Origin of the sequence: Xanthobacter autotrophicus ATCC 700552 (genome assembly GCF_043194565.1) — a bacterium.
GTDB classification, from domain to species: domain Bacteria; phylum Pseudomonadota; class Alphaproteobacteria; order Rhizobiales; family Xanthobacteraceae; genus Xanthobacter; species Xanthobacter autotrophicus_F.
The window spans coordinates 66,941-83,488 of sequence record NZ_JBAFVS010000001.1 but is presented as its reverse complement, the minus strand read 5'-3'; the positions used below and the strand labels follow the sequence as shown (position 1 = coordinate 83,488).

19 protein-coding genes are annotated in these 16,548 nt (G+C 68.1%); 8 read left to right on the top strand and 11 right to left on the bottom strand.

The window, feature by feature from the left end:
* Positions 1-54: 54 nt before the first annotated feature.
* The gene (locus V5F48_RS00390) at positions 55-1,353 is read left to right on the top strand and encodes a cell wall hydrolase (RefSeq protein ID WP_394038953.1); all 1,299 of its coding nucleotides are present in this window, start codon (positions 55-57) and stop codon (positions 1,351-1,353) included.
* Between the two features lie 100 nt (positions 1,354-1,453).
* Here V5F48_RS00390 and V5F48_RS00385 read toward each other — a convergent pair whose 3' ends face one another.
* Positions 1,454-2,071 (bottom strand): YqgE/AlgH family protein, encoded by a 618-nt coding sequence (locus V5F48_RS00385; RefSeq protein WP_394039486.1) that lies wholly within the window; start codon positions 2,069-2,071, stop codon positions 1,454-1,456.
* A gap of 194 nt (positions 2,072-2,265) precedes the next feature.
* On the opposite strand from V5F48_RS00385, the gene V5F48_RS00380 reads away from it, so the two are divergent.
* Both V5F48_RS00380 and V5F48_RS00375 read left to right on the top strand, forming a co-directional pair.
* Positions 2,266-3,087: a protein-disulfide reductase DsbD domain-containing protein gene (locus tag V5F48_RS00380; RefSeq protein ID WP_394038951.1), complete on the top strand. Its 822-nt coding sequence runs from the start codon at positions 2,266-2,268 to the stop codon at positions 3,085-3,087.
* A 117-nt stretch (positions 3,088-3,204) separates the two neighbouring features.
* Positions 3,205-3,690 carry a peroxiredoxin gene (locus V5F48_RS00375; protein WP_394038949.1) on the top strand — a complete coding sequence of 162 codons (486 nt, stop codon included), beginning with the start codon at positions 3,205-3,207 and terminating at the stop codon, positions 3,688-3,690.
* 96 nt (positions 3,691-3,786) lie between these two features.
* Here V5F48_RS00375 and V5F48_RS00370 read toward each other — a convergent pair whose 3' ends face one another.
* Positions 3,787-3,993 carry a YdcH family protein gene (locus V5F48_RS00370; protein WP_394038947.1) on the bottom strand — a complete coding sequence of 69 codons (207 nt, stop codon included), beginning with the start codon at positions 3,991-3,993 and terminating at the stop codon, positions 3,787-3,789.
* 303 nt (positions 3,994-4,296) lie between these two features.
* Here V5F48_RS00370 and V5F48_RS00365 point away from each other — a divergent pair, with 303 nt between their 5' ends.
* Together V5F48_RS00365 and V5F48_RS00360 are read left to right on the top strand one after the other, a co-directional pair.
* Positions 4,297-4,476: a YdcH family protein gene (locus V5F48_RS00365; RefSeq protein ID WP_012114619.1), complete on the top strand. Its 180-nt coding sequence runs from the start codon at positions 4,297-4,299 to the stop codon at positions 4,474-4,476.
* A gap of 133 nt (positions 4,477-4,609) precedes the next feature.
* Positions 4,610-6,442, top strand: a complete 1,833-nt coding sequence (locus tag V5F48_RS00360; protein WP_394038945.1) for an ABC-F family ATP-binding cassette domain-containing protein — start codon at positions 4,610-4,612, stop codon at positions 6,440-6,442.
* A gap of 158 nt (positions 6,443-6,600) precedes the next feature.
* Here V5F48_RS00360 and V5F48_RS00355 read toward each other — a convergent pair whose 3' ends face one another.
* From V5F48_RS00355 to V5F48_RS00330, 6 genes are all read right to left on the bottom strand, one after another.
* A complete protein-coding gene (locus V5F48_RS00355; protein ID WP_394038943.1) occupies positions 6,601-7,074 on the bottom strand; it encodes a MaoC family dehydratase in 474 nt (157 codons plus the stop codon).
* Positions 7,071-7,535, bottom strand: a complete 465-nt coding sequence (locus V5F48_RS00350; RefSeq protein ID WP_394038941.1) for a MaoC family dehydratase — start codon at positions 7,533-7,535, stop codon at positions 7,071-7,073. The genes V5F48_RS00355 and V5F48_RS00350 overlap by 4 nt, the downstream gene beginning before the upstream one ends.
* Positions 7,536-7,646: 111 nt before the next feature.
* The gene (locus V5F48_RS00345) at positions 7,647-8,102 is read right to left on the bottom strand and encodes a MaoC/PaaZ C-terminal domain-containing protein (RefSeq protein WP_394038939.1); all 456 of its coding nucleotides are present in this window, start codon (positions 8,100-8,102) and stop codon (positions 7,647-7,649) included.
* A 147-nt stretch (positions 8,103-8,249) separates the two neighbouring features.
* A complete protein-coding gene (ychF, locus tag V5F48_RS00340; protein ID WP_394038937.1) occupies positions 8,250-9,347 on the bottom strand; it encodes a redox-regulated ATPase YchF in 1,098 nt (365 codons plus the stop codon).
* Positions 9,348-9,501: 154 nt separating this feature from the next.
* Positions 9,502-10,110 (bottom strand): aminoacyl-tRNA hydrolase, encoded by a 609-nt coding sequence (gene pth / locus V5F48_RS00335; RefSeq protein WP_394038935.1) that lies wholly within the window; start codon positions 10,108-10,110, stop codon positions 9,502-9,504.
* Positions 10,111-10,251: 141 nt separating this feature from the next.
* Entirely contained in the window at positions 10,252-10,863 is a 612-nt protein-coding gene (locus V5F48_RS00330; protein WP_394038933.1) for a 50S ribosomal protein L25/general stress protein Ctc, read from the bottom strand.
* A 201-nt stretch (positions 10,864-11,064) separates the two neighbouring features.
* On the opposite strand from V5F48_RS00330, the gene V5F48_RS00325 reads away from it, so the two are divergent.
* A complete protein-coding gene (locus V5F48_RS00325) occupies positions 11,065-12,132 on the top strand; it encodes a c-type cytochrome (protein WP_394038931.1) in 1,068 nt (355 codons plus the stop codon).
* A gap of 42 nt (positions 12,133-12,174) precedes the next feature.
* On the opposite strand, the gene V5F48_RS00320 is transcribed toward V5F48_RS00325, so the two are convergent.
* From V5F48_RS00320 to V5F48_RS00310, 3 genes are all read right to left on the bottom strand, one after another.
* A complete protein-coding gene (locus tag V5F48_RS00320; RefSeq protein ID WP_269149865.1) occupies positions 12,175-12,300 on the bottom strand; it encodes a hypothetical protein in 126 nt (41 codons plus the stop codon).
* A gap of 132 nt (positions 12,301-12,432) precedes the next feature.
* Entirely contained in the window at positions 12,433-13,560 is a 1,128-nt protein-coding gene (locus V5F48_RS00315; RefSeq protein ID WP_394038929.1) for a zinc-dependent alcohol dehydrogenase family protein, read from the bottom strand.
* A gap of 201 nt (positions 13,561-13,761) precedes the next feature.
* Positions 13,762-14,481, bottom strand: coding sequence for a TetR/AcrR family transcriptional regulator (locus V5F48_RS00310; RefSeq protein ID WP_394038927.1), 720 nt, complete (start codon positions 14,479-14,481; stop codon positions 13,762-13,764).
* 219 nt (positions 14,482-14,700) lie between these two features.
* Here V5F48_RS00310 and V5F48_RS00305 point away from each other — a divergent pair, with 219 nt between their 5' ends.
* Together V5F48_RS00305 and V5F48_RS00300 are read left to right on the top strand one after the other, a co-directional pair.
* A complete protein-coding gene (locus V5F48_RS00305) occupies positions 14,701-15,267 on the top strand; it encodes an OsmC family protein (RefSeq protein WP_394038925.1) in 567 nt (188 codons plus the stop codon).
* Positions 15,268-15,349: 82 nt separating this feature from the next.
* Positions 15,350-16,471 carry an acyl-CoA dehydrogenase gene (locus V5F48_RS00300; RefSeq protein WP_394038923.1) on the top strand — a complete coding sequence of 374 codons (1,122 nt, stop codon included), beginning with the start codon at positions 15,350-15,352 and terminating at the stop codon, positions 16,469-16,471.
* Positions 16,472-16,548: the final 77 nt, after the last annotated feature.

Here is a 16,548-nt window from a genome sequence, read left to right as displayed (position 1 = left end):
GGCAACGCTTCGGCGCCCCATTAGGGACATGATGACACGTCAAGGGCAGGAGCCATGGAGTTTCGCCGAGACCGAGGGACACGCATCAGGCGGTTCGCGTCGCCTGTCCTGCTTGCCGCCGCTTTCGCCGCCGTGCCGCCCGCAAGTGCGGGGGCGGATGGCGCCGATACCCGTTCACCCGCCAGCGGGTTCGTCACGCTGGCCGGGCCGGCGCGGGCGCTGAAGGTCAGCACCCTCGACCTGCCCCAGCCCATCGGCACTGGCCTGCCGGAGCCGCGCGCGGCGTCATCGGACGCGCCGCGGGTGATTCGGCCGGGGGCGGCCATCGTCATCGCCTCGCTCACCGATGTGGCCGTGCCGCCCGAGGCGTTGAGGGCCGCCATCATCGCCGGCGCGCCGGTTGCGGACCACCCGGCCCCCTCGTCCGGTGCCACGGTGGCGACGGCGTCGGACGACGACGCCTTCGCCTATCCCCCGCCGCTGGTGCTCGACGCCGAGGATGTGCCCGCGCGCACCGGGCCGAGCCATCCCCATCTCGAACTCGCCCTCGACCTGTTGCTGGAATTGCCGCTGATCCAGGACAATTCCGGCCCCATCGCCGAGGATGCGTCCTTCGGTCCCGATTTCGGCGCCGTGCGCGAGGGCGTCCCTGCCGACGCGGCGGCACCCGCCCCGCTTCCGCAAGAGGCGGAGGCCCAGCCGGCGCTCCATCACGATCCGGTGGCGGTCTTCAGCCGCGATCCCGACGTGTTTCCGGCGCTGGCTTTTGAATATCACGCCCTGGCCGAGCAGGGCCTCGTGCCGCTGCCGGCCCCGCGACCGGACGGGCAGGTTGAGATCGCCACCAGTGCCGACGCGGAGGCGGTGGACGCGGCGGAGGATGGCGAGCGCGACGGCATCTGGCCCTCGCCCGCCCAGCGCCTCAGCCTTGCCGGCGAGCAACTGGCACGGGCCCGGAAGTGCCTGGCGGAAGCCATCTATTTCGAAAGCCGGGGGGAGCCCAAGCGGGGGCAGGTCGCGGTGGCGCAGGTCATCGTCAACCGGGTGTTCTCGGGCTACTACCCCAACGACGTGTGCGGCGCCGTCTATCAGAATGCCCACCGGCATCTGGCCTGCCAGTTCACCTTCGCCTGCGACAATGTGCGCGACGTGGTGCGCGAGCCGGACATGTGGGTGCAGGCCAAGGATATCGCCGCCGACATGCTGGACGGCAAATTGTGGCTGACCAGCGTGGGCCGGGCCACCCATTATCATGCCTATTGGGTGCATCCGAGCTGGGTGCGGGAGATGCGCAAGCTCGACCGCATCGGGGTGCACACCTTCTACCGCCCCCGCCGCTGGGGCGAGGGCTGATCCCACAGGATGGGTTCAAGCCGGCGCGGCGCCTGGGCGTCGCCCTCTCGGCACCGGTCGAAGACCGGGGCCGTTGGCATAGCCGCCGGCCGTGCCGGCGTCAGGCGTGGCCGGCTTCGCTGGAGAGCATGCCGGGATCGATCCCCAGCTTGCGCAGGGCGTGGTTGTACTTGGTGTCCACCCCCTCGCCGAAGATGAGATCCGAATCGGCCGGGCAGTTCAGCCAGCCGTTGGCCTGGATCTCCGTCTCCAGCTGGCCGGGCGCCCATCCGGCATAGCCCAGCGCCAGCACGGCGCTGCGCGGCCCGTGACCGCCGGCAATGGCCTTCAGGATGTCCAGCGTCGCCGTCAGGCAGATGCCGTCGTCGATGGGCAGGGTGGAGTTCTCGACGAAATAGTCGGCCGAGTGCAGCACGAAGCCGCGCCCGGTCTCCACCGGCCCGCCGCGCAGGACTTTGACCGCCCCGGCGCTCTTGGGCAGCAGGATGCGCTCGGCCGAGGGGATCACGTCGAGCTGGACCAAAAGGTCGGTGAAGTCGATGTGGCTCGCCGGCTGGTTCACCACGATGCCCATGGCCCCCTCTGCCGAGTGGGCGCACAGATAGACGAGGGTGCGCGCAAACTGCTCGTCGCGCATGGTGGGCATGGCGATGAGCAACTGCCCGTCGAGAAAGCTCGACCCCCCGCTTGGGACGTTGGGTTTCTGGCTCGCAATCATCACGGAAGGGTACCGCGCATCCGCGCTTTTGGAAATGCGAATTGAGCGCGGCGCCACCGGGCGCGGGTGCCGGAATGGCTTGCCCCGTCTTCCGCTGTCACACGCTTGTGCACGCAGGGGGCTTTGCGCGGTGCCGCGGAGAGGCTACCCGCTGGGGCATGATCTCGTTGCACAAGTTTGCCGGAAGCGGCCGTATGGGGCTCGCCGCCCTTTCCCTGTCGGGCCTGTGGCTTGCCGCTCCGGCGGCCGATGCGCAGGCCCTTTCCAGAGTTCCCGGCGCCGAGGTGGAACTCATCGCCGGGACGGTATCGGGCGCCCATGTGGATGCCGGCATCGAGGTGCGCCTCGCGCCCGGTTGGAAAACCTATTGGCGCTATCCCGGCGACAGCGGCGTGCCGCCGGCATTGTCCTTCGAGGGCTCGCAGAACGTGGCCGGCGTCACCATCGCGTGGCCGGCCCCGAAGCGCTTTGCTGATGGCGGCGGCGGCTTCGCCATCGGCTACAAGGGCGCGGTTCTGTTTCCGCTGAAGGTTGAGCTTGCCGATCCCGCCCAGCCCGCGCGGCTCCGGATCGCATTCGATTTTGCCGTCTGCGAGGCCCTGTGCATGCCGGCGAAGGTGGACCTGTCCCTGGTCATCGACGCTGCCGGCGGGGCGGATGCGGCGCGCATCGCCGCCGCCCGCGCCACCGTGCCGACGCCGCAGGCGCTGGGGGCGGGCGATGCACCCTCGGTGCGATCCATGGCCATCGATACGACGACGCTGCCGCGCCGCCTCGTCATCGAGGTGAAGGCGGCGAGCCCCAAGGCGGACCTGTTCGCCGAGGGTCCCGATGCGCATTGGGCCCTGCCGTTGCCGCAGAAGACCGCGCTGCCCGACGGGGCGGCCCGCTTCGTGGTGCCGCTCGAAGGCGTGCCGTCGGGGGTGGACCCGGCGGGGGCGCTCATCACCTTGACCCTGGTGGACGGCGCGAAGGCAATCACCACCACGGTGCCGGTGCCCGTGCCGGCGCCCTGAGCCGGTGCGCGGGCGTCGAAACGACGGCCGGATGAACCTCCCGACGCGCTTTTCTCCGCCGTAGAACCCCGTATTGTCGGGGCGGGCCGGAACGGCCTGCGACTTTCGGAGACAACGATGCCCATTTCGGTCGGCGAAAAACTGCCCAGCGCCACCTTCCGCGTTCTCACCGAAGACGGCCCCGTGCCGAAGACCACCGACGAGATCTTCAAGGGCAAGAAGGTGGTGCTGTTCGCAGTGCCGGGCGCCTTCACGCCCACCTGCCACAAGAACCACCTGCCGGGCTACGTGCACGAGGCGGACGCCATCACGGCCAAGGGCGTGGATGCCATCGCCGTGGTTTCGGTGAACGATCCCTTCGTCATGGGCGCCTGGGAGAAGGCCTCCGGCGCCGACGGCAAGATCGTGTTCCTGGCCGATCCGGATGCCTCGTTCGCCACCGCCCTGGACCTCACCTTCGACGGCTCTGCGGCCGGCCTCGGCGTGCGCTCCAAGCGCTATTCCATGGTGGTGGAGGACGGCGTGGTGACGTGCCTCAACGTGGAGGACGTGCCCTCCAAGGCCGATATCTCCAGCGCCGCGGCCCTGCTCGCCCAGCTCTGAGGGCAACCCCGCCCCATGACCCTCCGGCCTCGGCCGGAGGGTCTCATCCCAACGGCACCGGTCTGCGAGCGTCGCCGCGCGGGGTCCGCTGCAGCCTCAGGCGATGATGTCCGGGAACAGCTGGTCTTCCACCTGGCTGATGCGGTCCTTCAACTGCAGCTTGCGTTTCTTCAGGCGCTGGACCTGAAGCACGTCCGAGCCGGCGACCGCCGTCAGCGCATCGATGGCACTGTCGAGGTCGCGATGCTCCTGCTTCAGCCGCTCCAGATGGACCCTGAGTTCCCGTTCGTCGTCGCTCGTCATTCCCACATCCGTCACCGGCAGGGTCGCCATCCACATCCAGGGGAGCATCGCGCCGAATGGCGCCGGCAGACCCCCGTGGAAACAAACGCGCGACCCCGCTGCCGCATTGCCGAGGCCCTGGAAAAACGGTTGCTTCCCAAAGTTGGAACGGCCCGCCGGCCTTCCCCCGCATTTGAGACTGACTATGGCACGCGCTTGCCGCACCGCAAGATGGGAGCTTGCCGGATGAGCGAGAAAGGCAATCGACTCTTCGTCGGCTCCGTGACAAACTGATGTCGTGTTGCAGACAGGGAGAGGCTTAGAATGTCCATCCAGTCGCACCTTCAGGAGTTGAAGCGGCGCCACCAGGCCATTGAGCAGGAACTCAATCGCGAACTTGCCCATCCGGCTTCCGACCCCGTTCGCATTGCCGAATTGAAGCGCAAAAAGCTGGTCCTTAAGGACCAGATGACCAAGATCAACGGATCTTCCACCCTACATTGATGGTTTGACGGGACGCTCCCGGCCGGGTTTTTGTGTCCGGGCGGGACGTTTCGCTGTCGCTGGACCCGAGCTGAGCGGCGGGCGCCGCAGCAACCCCTTTGCGTTCCGGCGCCGGGGGCTTTAATCCGGCGCCATGGCTCCTCCCCTCGTTCTCCTCCAGGACATCCATCTGCGCTTCGGCGCGACACCCCTGCTCGACGGGGCGGAACTTTCCGTTTCCGCCTCCGAGCGCGTGTGCCTTGTCGGGCGCAACGGTTCCGGCAAGTCGACGCTGCTGAAGGTGGCGGCGGGCATGGTGGCGCCGGATTCCGGCACCCGATTCTTCCAGCCCGGCACCACCGTGCGCTATCTGCCGCAGGAGCCCGATTTTTCCGGCTACCCCACCACCCTGGCCTATGTGGAGGCGGGGATGGGGCCGGGGGATCAGGAGTATCGCGCCCAATACCTGCTCGACGAACTCGGCCTGACCGGTCGGGAAGACCCCTCCAACCTTTCCGGCGGCGAGGCGCGGCGGGCGGCGCTCGCCCGCGTCATCGCCCCCGAGCCGGACGTGCTGCTCCTCGACGAGCCCACCAACCACCTCGACCTGCCCGCCATCGAATGGCTGGAAAGCGAGCTGAGGGGGCTGCGCTCGGCCATCGTGCTCATCAGCCATGACCGGCGCTTCCTGGAAACCCTGTCGCGCGCCACGGTGTGGCTCGACCGGGGCCAGACCCGGCGGCTCGAACAGGGCTTTTCCGGCTTCGAGGCCTGGCGCGACGAGGTGCTGGAGCAGGAAGAAACCGAGCGCCACAAGCTCGATCGCAAGATCGTCGCGGAGCTGGACTGGCTGCGCTACGGCGTCACCGCGCGGCGCAAGCGCAATGTCCGGCGCCTCGGCCTGCTGCATTCCATGCGCAGCGACCGCCGGGACGAGCGCCGCGCCGTCGGCAACGTGAAGCTCTCGGTGAGCGAGGCGGAGACCTCCGGCAAACTGGTCATCGAGGCCAAGGGCATTTCCAAGTCCTACGGCGACCGGGCGGTGGTGAAGGATTTCTCCACCCGCATCCTGCGCGGTGACCGCATCGGCATCATCGGCCCCAACGGCGCGGGCAAGACCACGCTCATCAAGCTCTTGACCGGGGAGCTTGCCCCCGACGGCGGCACGGTGAGGCTCGGCACCAATCTGGAGATCGCCAGCCTCGACCAGAAGCGCGCCGCCCTCGACCCCACCACCACGCTGAAGGATGCGCTCACCGGCGGCGGCTCGGACCAGGTGATGGTGGGCGGCCTGCCCAAGCATGTCATCGGCTATCTCAAGGACTTCCTGTTCTCGCCCGACCAGGCCAACGCGCCGCTCTCGGTGCTGTCGGGCGGCGAGCGCGGCCGGCTCATGCTGGCGCGGGCCTTGGCGCTGCCGTCCAACATGCTGGTGCTGGACGAGCCCACCAACGACCTGGACCTCGAAACCCTCGACCTGCTCCAGGAGATGGTGGCCGACTATCCCGGCACGGTGATCCTGGTAAGCCACGACCGTGACTTCCTCGACCGCACGGTCTCCAGCGTCATTGTCGCCGAAGGCGACGGCGTGTTCCGCGAATATGCCGGCGGCTATTCGGACATGGTGACCCAGCGCGGCCGCGGCGTGGAGGCGCGGGACAAGGGCGCGCCGGCGGCGAAGGCCAAAAGCAGCGCCTCGGATGGCAAGGGTGCGGCCCCGCCGCAGGCCGCGGCGTCGGGCAAGGACAGGCGCAAGCTGTCCTTCCATGAGCAGCATGCGCTGAAAACCCTGCCCAAGACCATGGCGACGCTCAAGGCCAAGGTGGAGAAGATCGCGGCTGAACTGGCGGACCCCGCCCTCTACGCCCGCGACCCCGCCCGCTTCCAGAAGACCTCCGCGGCGCTCACCGAGGCACAGGGCGCGCTGGACACGGCGGAAGAAGAATGGCTGCGGCTCGAAATCCTGAAGGAAGAGCTGGAGGGCTGAGGGTGGGTGCCATCGTCGGTGGCAGGGCTTCGGTTTACGTGCTCCATTGACGTTGAAAAATGGGGCATTGCCGCGACCACTCCCGTCATGGCCGGGACTACCCATGACAGTGCCGAAGCGCCGCAGAGGGCTGCGAGCCTAATTTTCAAACCGGCTGCTCAGCCGCGGCGGGCCACCAGCACCGCGCTTTCGAAATCGATCACCAGGTCACCGTGCTGGTTGGTGCCGGAATTATAGGCCTTCAGCAGGCCCCATTGGGGGCGCCCACGGGTGGCGATCTTCTCCCGCGCCTCGGTGGCGTAGGTGATGGTGTCGCCCGCATAGACCGGCTTAAGCCAGCGCAGGTTGGTGAAGCCGGGGGAGGGGCCCACCTCCAGCATCCGCCCGCCCTTGGCCTCCAGGGCCTTGGTCGATCCGGTGTTGAAGGCGATAAAGAATTTCATCCACATGGACGCCGTGTGCCAGCCGGAGGCCACCAACGCGCCGAAATGGCTGCGCTTGGCCGCCTCGGGATCCACATGGAAGGGCTGGGGGTCATAGAGCCGGGCGAAGGCGATCATCTCGGCTTCGGTGAAGGTGTGGCGGCCCAGCACCTCGTGGTCGCCGATTTCCAGTTCCTCGAAATAGGTCATGCGAGGCGGGCTCCCGGATTGCGGCGGCTGATCATGATGACGCCGACCTGCGACATGGCCACGGTCTTGTCCGCCTTCACCAGCTCGAAGCGGAAGGTCACGAGGCCCATGTCCGGCTTGCTTTTGGAGGTGCGGCTTTCCAGCACGGTGCGGCGCAGGGTCAGCACGTCGCCGGGAAACACCGGGGCGAGCCACTTGTTCTCGGTGATGCCGGGCGAGCCCAGGCCGGCGGTGCGCAGCAGGAAGCCGTCGCAGATGAGCCGCATCATGATGGCGCAGGTGTGCCAGCCGGAGGCCGCCATGCCGCCGAGCAGGGATGCCTTGCCCGCCGCCTGGTCCAGATGCATGGGCTGGGGATCGAACTCGCGCGCGAACGCGATGATCTCCTCCTCGCCGAACTGGTGCGAGCCGAACGTCTTCACCTCACCGATGATGAAATCTTCGAAGAAGATGTCGGGCAAGGCGTCCCTCCTGTCGTTGGACTGCGATGGAAGGCGAGGATGCCGCAAACGTCAAGGTGGGGTGGGGATAACGGGCGGCGCGGTGGGCGGATTTAATGCCCATGGCCCGCGTCAGGATCCCGGCGCCATGTGCTTCAGCTCGAAGGTGAGGACTTGCGTGCCGTCCTCCCGCCGGGCGCTGTTGCGGCGGTGAAAGATGGTCCAGCCGGGGCGGCTGCCGCTGGGGCGGGCTTCCAGCACCTCGGTGAAGAAGACGATGGTGTCGCCCGCCCGCACCGGCGCGAGCCATTTCAGGTCGGTCATGCCGAAGCCCACGCCCACCGGCGAGAGCACCGCGGGATGATCCGGCGCCAGGCCGGCCACGGCGCCGTTGGCGCGCACGAACAGGCCCATCCAGACGCAGGCCGTGTGCCAGCCGGACGCGACCAGGCCGCCGAAAGGGGAGGCGGCGGCGGCGGCCTCGTCCACATGGAAGGGCTGGGGATCGAAGGCCAGCGCGAAGCGCACGATCTCGGCCTTCGTGAAGGTGAAACGGCCGATCTCCACCGGCCCCTCGCGCCCGCCCATGCCCGGTTCCCTATACCATCGGCCTCGGTCTTCGACCGATGCCAAGTGAGTTACGCTTCGCAACTCGGGGAGACCCCGAGTTGCGAATCCTGAGAGCGGTTCCGGCAACAGCCGGAACCGGGCGCCGCGCGGGCTTAGCCAATGGCTTCAGTTGGCGAAGCGGAAGTGCAGCACGTCGCCGTCGGCGACCACATACTCCTTGCCTTCCAGGCGGAAGCGCCCGGCCTCGCGGGCGCCGCCCTCGCCCTTGAACTTCACATAATCGTCGTAGGCGACGGTCTCTGCGCGGATGAAGCCCTTCTCGAAATCCGTATGGATCACCCCCGCTGCCGCCGGAGCCTTGGTGCCGGCGGTGATGGTCCAGGCCCGCGCCTCCTTCGGCCCCACGGTGAAGTAGGTGACGAGCTGGAGCAATTCGTAGCCGGCGCGGATCACCCGGTTGAGGCCCGGTTCCTCCAGGTCGATGGCGTCCAGATAGTCCTTCTGCTCCTCGGGGGGCAGGACGGCGATCTCGCTCTCGATCTTGGCCGAGACCACCACCGCCATGGCGCCTTCAAGCTTCGCCCGCTCGAACACCTGCGCGGACAGGGAATTGCCCTCCTTGGCCGAGGCCTCCTCCACGTTGCACACGTAGAGCACCGGCTTTGCGGTCATGAGGCCGAGCATGGAGAACATCTTCTCCTCCTCCGGCTTCACCTGGGCGAGGCGGGCGGGCTTGCCCTCGCGCAGCAGGACGAGGGCGCGGGTCATGAGGTCCAGGGTTTCCTTGGCCTCCTTGTCGGCGCCCTTGGCCTTCTTCTCCATGGCGCTGGCGCGCTTCTCCAGGCTTTCGAGGTCGGCGAGCATCAGCTCGGTCTCGATGGTCTCGATGTCGTCCACCGGGGAGATCTTGCCCTCCACATGGGTCACGTCGCCGTCCTCGAAGCAGCGCACTACATGGGCGATGGCGTCGCACTCGCGGATGTTGGCGAGGAACTGGTTGCCCAGGCCCTCGCCCTTGGAGGCGCCGCGCACCAGGCCGGCAATGTCCACGAAGGTGAGCCGGGTGGGGATGATCGCCCCCGAGCCGGCGATGGCGGCCAGCGAATCGAGCCGGGGATCGGGCACCGCCACGTCACCCACATTGGGCTCGATGGTGCAGAACGGATAATTCGCCGCCTGCGCCGCCGCGGTCTGGGTGAGCGCGTTGAAAAGGGTGGACTTGCCCACGTTGGGAAGCCCGACGATGCCACATTTGAAGCCCATGGAACGCTCAGGGTTGGCCGCCGGCCGGTGTCGGGGCAGCAGTGTCAGATGGCGAGGGGTGTCGCGGGGACAGCTCTTGCCCTCCGCATATCCCCTCACGGCGTGGCTCCGCAACCCGTGGGACCAACATGCCGGGCCGCATCGCCGGCGCGGCTCAGCCCTTCTCGCCCACCCGCTTCTGCTCGCCGAAGCCCTGCGCGTCGAGGAACAGGTGCGCGCGGTTCTGGAACTCCTCCGGCCGCTTCTGGGTCAGCAGGTCGGCAAAATCGGCGCAGGCGTCGCAGATGGCGTCGAGCCACGGCTTCTCGCTCTTGGCGAAGTCGTTGAGCACATAGGCATGCACCAGCGCCTTGTCGCCGGGATGGCCGATGCCGAGGCGGATGCGGAAATAATCGTTGCCGCACTGGGCGGTGATGGACCTGAGGCCGTTATGCCCCGCATTGCCGCCGCCCTTCTTGATGCGCAGCTTGGCCGGCGGCAGGTCCAGTTCGTCATGGAAGACGAAGATGTGGTCGAGCGGGATCTTGTAGAAGCGCTGCGCCTCGGAGACGGCGCGCCCGCTCTCGTTCATGTAGGTTTCGGGGAACAGCGCGATCACCTTTTCGCCGGCGATCTCGCCTTCCGCCGCCATGGACTGGAAGCGGCGGCGCAGCGGGCCGAGGCGGTGGCGGCGGCAGATGGCGTCGAGCGCCATGAAGCCGATATTGTGCCGGTTGCCGGCATATTTCGGGCCGGGATTGCCGAGCCCTGCGAACAGGAACATGTGGCTTTCCTCCGGCCCGAAAGCGCTTGAGCACGCTCCGATCCGCCTGGACCGCAAGCGGATCGGACAACGCGTTCTCAGGTGTTGGAACGACAGAGCGACCCCGCTGTCAGGGCGACAGCAGGATCAGGGGGCGCAGACTCAGGCCTTGGCCGCTTCGGCGGCGTCTTCGGCCGCGGCATCCGCCTGGCCCGACGGGGCGACCACGGTGGCCAGCGTGTCATCGCCATGGCCGGCCCAGGTCACGCCCGCGGGCAGCTTGAGGCCGGACAGGTGGAAGGTGTCGCCATAGTCGGCACCGGTCAGGTCCACCTCGACGGAGGCCGGGATCGACTCGGCGGGGCAGTCCAGCTCCACGGTGTGGGCCACGACGTTGAGGGTGCCACCGGCCTTGAGGGCGGGGGAGGCCTCCTGCTTCACGAAGTGCACCGGCACTTCCACCGTCACGGTTGCGCCCTGCGAGACGCGCAGGAAGTCCACATGGAGGGGGAAGTCCTTCACCACGTCCATCTGGTAGTCGCGGGGGATCACGCGGTGCTTGGTCCCGTCCACGTCGATCTCGAACAGCGTGGTGAGGAAGTGGCCGGCGTAGATGGTCTTGTTGATTTCGCGGAAGTTCAGCGAAATCGTCACCGGCTCCTGCTTCTCGCCGTAGATCACGGCGGGCACGCGCCCGGCGCGGCGCTCGGCACGGGCGGCCCCCTTGCCGGCCCGCGGGCGCGCCACAGCCTTCAGTTCCTTGATGGCAGTCATGGCACTCGTCCTAACATTGATAAGATTCTACGATAACGCGTGTCCCGATCCGGGCACGCGTCTTCGGCCGCCGGCACGCCTCCAGGGGGGCGCATGCCGCGAACGAAGGCGCGCTTATAGCCGCGCCATGCCGGCGTTGCAACAAAGACGGGCCTTTTCGGGCATCGCAAAAGCAAATCGGGGGGACAGATGCGGCGGAGAATGACGGAGCGGCGCGTGGGGGCGGTGAGCCTTGTGGCGGGCCTTATCCTGATGGGGGCATTTACGGGCGCGGCGCGCGGGCAGCAGGCCGCGCCTCGCACGCCGCCGCCCGCGGCCGATCTCGCCACCAGTCTGGCCTCGGCCAATGCCCGCATTGCGGTGTGGGATATTCCCGATATCGATCTCCTGCCGGACGACGAGGAAGGCCGGCTTGTCCGCTACGGCCGCTCGGTGCTGGAGGCAAGCGCGCGCCATATCGGACCCGACGCGGCCGACCCCGCCCAGCGCTTCGCCGGCAACAACCTGGCCTGCGTCAACTGCCATCTCAATGCGGGCCGCAAGAAGTTCGGCTTGCCGCTGGTGGCCGCCGCGGCGGACTATCCGCAATATTCCACCCGCACCGGCGAGCGGGCGGACCTCGCGGACCGCATCGACAGCTGCATGACCCGCTCCATGAACGGGCGCACCATGCCGCGGGACGCGCGGCCCATGCGCGCCCTTCTCGCCTATCTCACCCTCCTGTCCTCGGCGCTGCCAAAGGACGGGAAGATCGAAGGGGCGGGGGCAGGCGCCATCGCGGTGCTCGACCGGCCGGCCGATCCCGCGCGGGGGGCGGTGGTCTATGCGCAGACGTGCGTCGCCTGCCACCGGGCGGGCGGCGAGGGGCTGCGCCGCAACACGGTGGATGCAAGCTTCGGCTATGGGGTTCCGCCGCTCTGGGGGCCGGACAGCTTCAATGACGGCGCGGGCATGAACCGGCTCGTCACCATCGCCAATTTCGTCCATGACAACATGCCGAACGGCGTCAGCTGGGTCATGCCGGTGCTGGCGCCGGAAGATGCGTGGGACGTGGCCGCCCATGTGGCGAGCCAGAAGCGGCCCCATCGCGAAGGGCTGGACCGGGACTTTCCGGACCTTCTCGACAAGCCCGTGGACGCCCCTTACGGCCCCTATGCGGACAGCTTTTCCGAGGCGCAGCACAAATACGGGCCGTTCGGTCCCATCCGTGCCGAGATCGCGCGGCTGAAGGCGGAAAAGGGCCGGGTGCCCAATCCCAACGTGCGGTGAGGCTGCCGGGCGTCCCGAAAACTATTCCGGATATCCGGATGCCTATTTGGGCGTGCCGGACTGGCAGGCGTTCGGCTTGCCCTGGCCGAACCAGTTGCCGCATTTGTCGCAGCCGCCGAGGCCGAGGGCGAGCGCCGCGACCACGGCGAGACGGATGACGGCGCGCATGGCTTCTCCTGTTCGATGCGGCGCGACTTTAGAGCGTTTTTGAGCGACGTGGATACCGGTTCGCGTCAAGAAATCGCGTCAACGCACGTGCCATGCGGCGGGGAAGGGAAGTCCGTCCCCGCCGCATGCGGATCAATAGACGATGACGTGCCGCACCACCTCGCCGCGGTCGAGGCGGTCGAAGCCTTCGTTGATCTCGTCCAGCGGACCGGTGGAGGAGAGCAGGCGGTTCACCGGCAGCCTGCCGCGCTGGTAGAGCGCCATGAAGCGCGGAATGTCGCGCGGCGGCACGCAACTGCCCATGTAGCTGCCCTTGATGGTGCGCTCCTCCGCCACCAGGTGCACCGGCGGCAGCGAGACGCGGGCGTTGGGGTTGGCGAGGCCGCCGGTGGCGGTGGTACCGCCGCGCTTGGTGATCTTGTAGGCCAGTTCGAAGGCCGGGGCTGAGCCGGCCATCTCCACCGCATGGTCTACTCCGCCCTTGGTTGCCGTCTTCACGGCGTCCACGATGTCGGGATCGCTGGCGAGGAAGGTGTCGGTGGCGCCCAAGGAGCGGGCGATGTCGAGCTTGGCCGGCGACAGGTCGAGGGCGACGATCTGCTCCGCCCCCGCCGCCACCGCGCCCATCACCGCCGAGAGGCCGACGCCGCCGAGGCCCACCACGGCGACGGTCTGGCCGGGCCGCACGCCGCAGGTGTTCACGATGGCGCCGACGCCGGTCATCACCGCGCAGCCGAACAGGGCGGCATCCACCAGCGACATCTCGGGGTCGATCTTGATGATGGAGCGGCGCGAGATCACCGCATATTCGCCGAAGCCGGAAATGCCGCACAGATGGTAGGCATCGGTGCCGTCGTCGCAGGTGAGCCGCCGGCCGCCGCCGAGCAGGGTGCCGGCGCCGTTGGCGGCCTGGCCGGGGCCGCACATCTGGGCGCGCCCGTCGAGGCAGGAGGGGCAGGTGCCGCAGGTGGGCACGAAGCTCATCACCACATGGTCGCCGGGGCTAAGGTCGGTCACGCCGGGACCGGGCTCCACCACCACGCCGGACGCCTCGTGGCCGAGCACCATGGGCAGCTGGCGGGGACGGTCGCCGTTGATCACCGACAGGTCCGAATGGCACAGGCCGGCCGCCGCGATCTTGATCAGGACTTCGCCGGCCTGGGGCGGCGCGAGTTCAACCGTTTCAATGGAGAGCGGGCGCGTCTGCCCATAGGGCTTGCTCACAGGGGACGTGCGAAGCATGGCGGCGCGAATACGCATGATATTTCCTCCCGAGGCGCTTTGCCGACCGTATTGGGGGCGCCGGGGCGGGCCGTCAAGCTGGCGCGGCTGCACAATTGGGAGGGGTGAATTTCAGTCGTGCGGACGGAAAGTCGGGGCCGTCCAGCGGCCTCGCGCACAGGGCCGTCATGGGTCCTTGGGGGCCGGCCCGGCGTGGGCGGAGGCCGGCGCGAACCTGGCTCAGGCGGCCTCGGCGGCGGTCATGCGGGCGAGCAGCAGGTCGGCGGTCTCTCCGGCGAGGAGGGCGACATTCTCGTCCTGCGTGATCATGGCGGCGACGATGGCCCCGTCGATGAGCAGTCCTAGCTGATGGGCGGCGCCGTCCGGGTCCCGGGCGCCGGCCTCGGCGGCGAGGCGGGCGAGTGTGGCGAGCACCACCTTCTTGTGGGCAAGGGCGATCTGGCGCATGCGATCGTCCCTCTTGTCGTGTTCGGCCACCGCATTGATGAACGGGCAGCCGAAGAAACGCTCGTCGCCGAACCATGCGCGCAGCACCGGGAAGATGCGGCGCAGGCGGGCGAGGGGCGTTGCCTCTCCCTTGAGCAGTTCGCCAAGGAACCAGTCGCGCCAGGCCGCGCCCTCGCGTTCCAGCACCGCTTCCACCAGCCGTTCCTTGGAGCCGAACGCTTTGTAGAGCGTCGCCTTGGCCGTGGCCGCCTCCGCCACCACCGCGTCCACGCCCACGGCGGTGATGCCGTATTGGCAGAACAGGCGCGTGGCGGCGGCGATGATGCGCTCCCGGGCCTTGGGCTCCGCGTCGGGAGCCGGCTCCGGGGCATGGTGGGGATTGGAGGAGCGCGGGGCCTTCATCTTCCCCGGCTGGGCCTGCGCCGCCTGAGCCTGCCCCGCCTGGGCCTTCATCTTCCCCGTCTGGGCCTGCGCCGTTTTTGCCTGCTGCATCGCTTCTCACCACTGTGCCGCTTTGGTGGGCACAAAGACAGACCTGTCTGTTAAATACAGGCAGGAATCATGCCGCGCAATCCCGACGTTGAACGAGGGAAAATCCAACCTTCTTAAAAGGAAACAGCGTTTCCCGGTGGACGCGCTGCCTCGGCCTTGCATCTGGCACGCGCCATGCATAAGACAGACCGGTCTGTCTACACTCTCCAGGAGAACCGGATGTCTCAACCCAACACCGTCCTGACCGGCTGCCTGATGCCCGAGGCGACCACGGGCTGTCTCGCCCCCATCGACAAGGACGGGCTCGAGAAGCTCATCGCCGCCGGCAAGGCCGACCCCAAGGTCATCAAGACCCTGAAGTGCAAGACGGTGGCCGAGGGGCGCTTCCGGCATGCCAACTACATCCGCAACCTCGCCCCCTACATTGTGGACGAGCCCCCGGGCCTGCTCGGCGACGACACCGCTCCCAATCCGTCCGAGGCGTCGCTGGCGGCGCTCGGCTCCTGCCTGGCGGTGGGGCTCCACGCCAATGCGGTGCATCGCGGCTGGACCGTGCGCAAGCTGGAACTCCAGCTGGAAGGCGATCTCAACATCACCGCGGTGTGGGGCACCGGCGACGTGAGCGAGAAGCCGGTGGGCTTCACCGACGTGCGCGTGAAGGTGGAGATGGAGTGCGACGGCGTGCCGAAGGAAGAGGTCGACGCCCTCATCTCCCACGTCACCAAGTGGTCGCCCGTGGCCAACACCTTCGTGCGCCCGGTCAATCTTGAGGTGGCGCTGGCCTGAGGCCGCCCCCGCTCCACGGCATGCCCGGTCGATCCGGGCATGCCACCGCCTTCCGGGACCAGAGGATTGCCAGAGGATTGCCATGTCATTGACCGCCGTGACCGCCTTGTCTCCGCATGACCTGTCCGCTTCCGACCTCGATGCCGGGGCAGCCCTCGCCGAGATCGGCAAGATCGCGGTGACCGACCTGTCCGCCTGGACCCGAGCCATCGACGAGGGCACCTATCCGGCCACCCTGCTGCACCGCTTCGCCGACGCCGGCGCCTTCCGCCTGCATCTGGCCGACGGCCACCCGCTTGGCGCCGCCATCGAGGGCATGAGCCGCATCTCCGAGGTGTGCACCTCGTCCGCCTTCATGGCGTGGTGCCAGAACACCCTGGTCTGGTATCTCATCAATTCGCAGAATGCCGCCGCCCGGTCGAAGTATCTCGCCGCCGCCGCCACCGGCCATGTGCTCGGCGGCACGGCGCTTTCCAACCCCATGAAGTCCTTCTTCGGCATCGAGACGCTGAAGCTGAAGGGCACCCGCGTGGACGGCGGCTACAGGGTGAAGGGCATCCTGCCCTGGGTGTCGAACCTCGGCCCCGACCATTTCTTCGGCGCCATCTTCGCTCTGGACGGCGGCGAGCCGGTGATGGCGCTCATCGACTGCGCCGATCCGGCGGTGACGCTGAAGCCCTGCGAGCCCTTCCTGTCCATGGACGGCACCGGCACCTATGGGGTGCAGGTCCGCGACCTGTTCGTGCCCGACGACATGGTGCTGGCGCACGAGGCCATGCCCTTCGTGACGACCATGCGGGCCGGCTTCATCCTGCTGCAGGCGGGCATGGCCATCGGCCTGATCCGCGACTGCATCGCCATGATGCGGGAGGTGGAGGGACCGCTGGGCCACGTCAACCGCTTCCTCGACGTGCAGCCGGACGCCATGGCCGAGACGCTGGCCACTATGGAGGCGGAGGTGAACGCGCTGGCGCAGACCCCCTTCGACACCAGCCCGGACTATTGGCGCCGCGTGGTGGCGGCCCGCCTTCTCGCCGGCGAGACGAGCGTGGAGGCGGCCCACAACGCCATGCTCCATTGCGGCGCCCGCGGCTATGTGCGGGCCAGCCGCTGCCAGCGCCGCCTGCGCGAGGCCTATTTCGTCGCCATCGTCACGCCGGCCACCAAGCAGTTGAAACTGATGCTGGACCAGATGCCGGCCTAGCCGATTCCAAAAGCGGCTCGTCGGTTTGCGTGATGAAGCCGCGCAAGCCGGCGCCAGATCTGAAATTCACAACAAGC

What these genes read in the sequence shown, in the direction of transcription:
- V5F48_RS00385 (WP_394039486.1), bottom strand. Translation starts at nt 2,071, where the DNA reads ATGATTGCGAGCCAGAAACCCAACGTCCCAAGCGGGGGGTCGAGCTTT.
- V5F48_RS00390 (WP_394038953.1), top strand. Translation starts at nt 55, where the DNA reads ATGGAGTTTCGCCGAGACCGAGGGACACGCATCAGGCGGTTCGCGTCG.
- V5F48_RS00370 (WP_394038947.1), bottom strand. Translation starts at nt 3,993, where the DNA reads ATGACGAGCGACGACGAACGGGAACTCAGGGTCCATCTGGAGCGGCTG.
- V5F48_RS00305 (WP_394038925.1), top strand. Translation starts at nt 14,701, where the DNA reads ATGTCTCAACCCAACACCGTCCTGACCGGCTGCCTGATGCCCGAGGCG.
- V5F48_RS00365 (WP_012114619.1), top strand. Translation starts at nt 4,297, where the DNA reads ATGTCCATCCAGTCGCACCTTCAGGAGTTGAAGCGGCGCCACCAGGCC.
- V5F48_RS00355 (WP_394038943.1), bottom strand. Translation starts at nt 7,074, where the DNA reads ATGACCTATTTCGAGGAACTGGAAATCGGCGACCACGAGGTGCTGGGC.
- V5F48_RS00345 (WP_394038939.1), bottom strand. Translation starts at nt 8,102, where the DNA reads ATGGGCGGGCGCGAGGGGCCGGTGGAGATCGGCCGTTTCACCTTCACG.
- V5F48_RS00320 (WP_269149865.1), bottom strand. Translation starts at nt 12,300, where the DNA reads ATGCGCGCCGTCATCCGTCTCGCCGTGGTCGCGGCGCTCGCCCTCGGC.
- V5F48_RS00300 (WP_394038923.1), top strand. Translation starts at nt 15,350, where the DNA reads ATGTCATTGACCGCCGTGACCGCCTTGTCTCCGCATGACCTGTCCGCT.
- V5F48_RS00375 (WP_394038949.1), top strand. Translation starts at nt 3,205, where the DNA reads ATGCCCATTTCGGTCGGCGAAAAACTGCCCAGCGCCACCTTCCGCGTT.
- ychF (WP_394038937.1), bottom strand. Translation starts at nt 9,347, where the DNA reads ATGGGCTTCAAATGTGGCATCGTCGGGCTTCCCAACGTGGGCAAGTCC.
- V5F48_RS00310 (WP_394038927.1), bottom strand. Translation starts at nt 14,481, where the DNA reads ATGCAGCAGGCAAAAACGGCGCAGGCCCAGACGGGGAAGATGAAGGCC.
- V5F48_RS00325 (WP_394038931.1), top strand. Translation starts at nt 11,065, where the DNA reads ATGACGGAGCGGCGCGTGGGGGCGGTGAGCCTTGTGGCGGGCCTTATC.
- pth (WP_394038935.1), bottom strand. Translation starts at nt 10,110, where the DNA reads ATGTTCCTGTTCGCAGGGCTCGGCAATCCCGGCCCGAAATATGCCGGC.
- V5F48_RS00380 (WP_394038951.1), top strand. Translation starts at nt 2,266, where the DNA reads ATGGGGCTCGCCGCCCTTTCCCTGTCGGGCCTGTGGCTTGCCGCTCCG.
- V5F48_RS00315 (WP_394038929.1), bottom strand. Translation starts at nt 13,560, where the DNA reads ATGCGTATTCGCGCCGCCATGCTTCGCACGTCCCCTGTGAGCAAGCCC.
- V5F48_RS00330 (WP_394038933.1), bottom strand. Translation starts at nt 10,863, where the DNA reads ATGACTGCCATCAAGGAACTGAAGGCTGTGGCGCGCCCGCGGGCCGGC.
- V5F48_RS00360 (WP_394038945.1), top strand. Translation starts at nt 4,610, where the DNA reads ATGGCTCCTCCCCTCGTTCTCCTCCAGGACATCCATCTGCGCTTCGGC.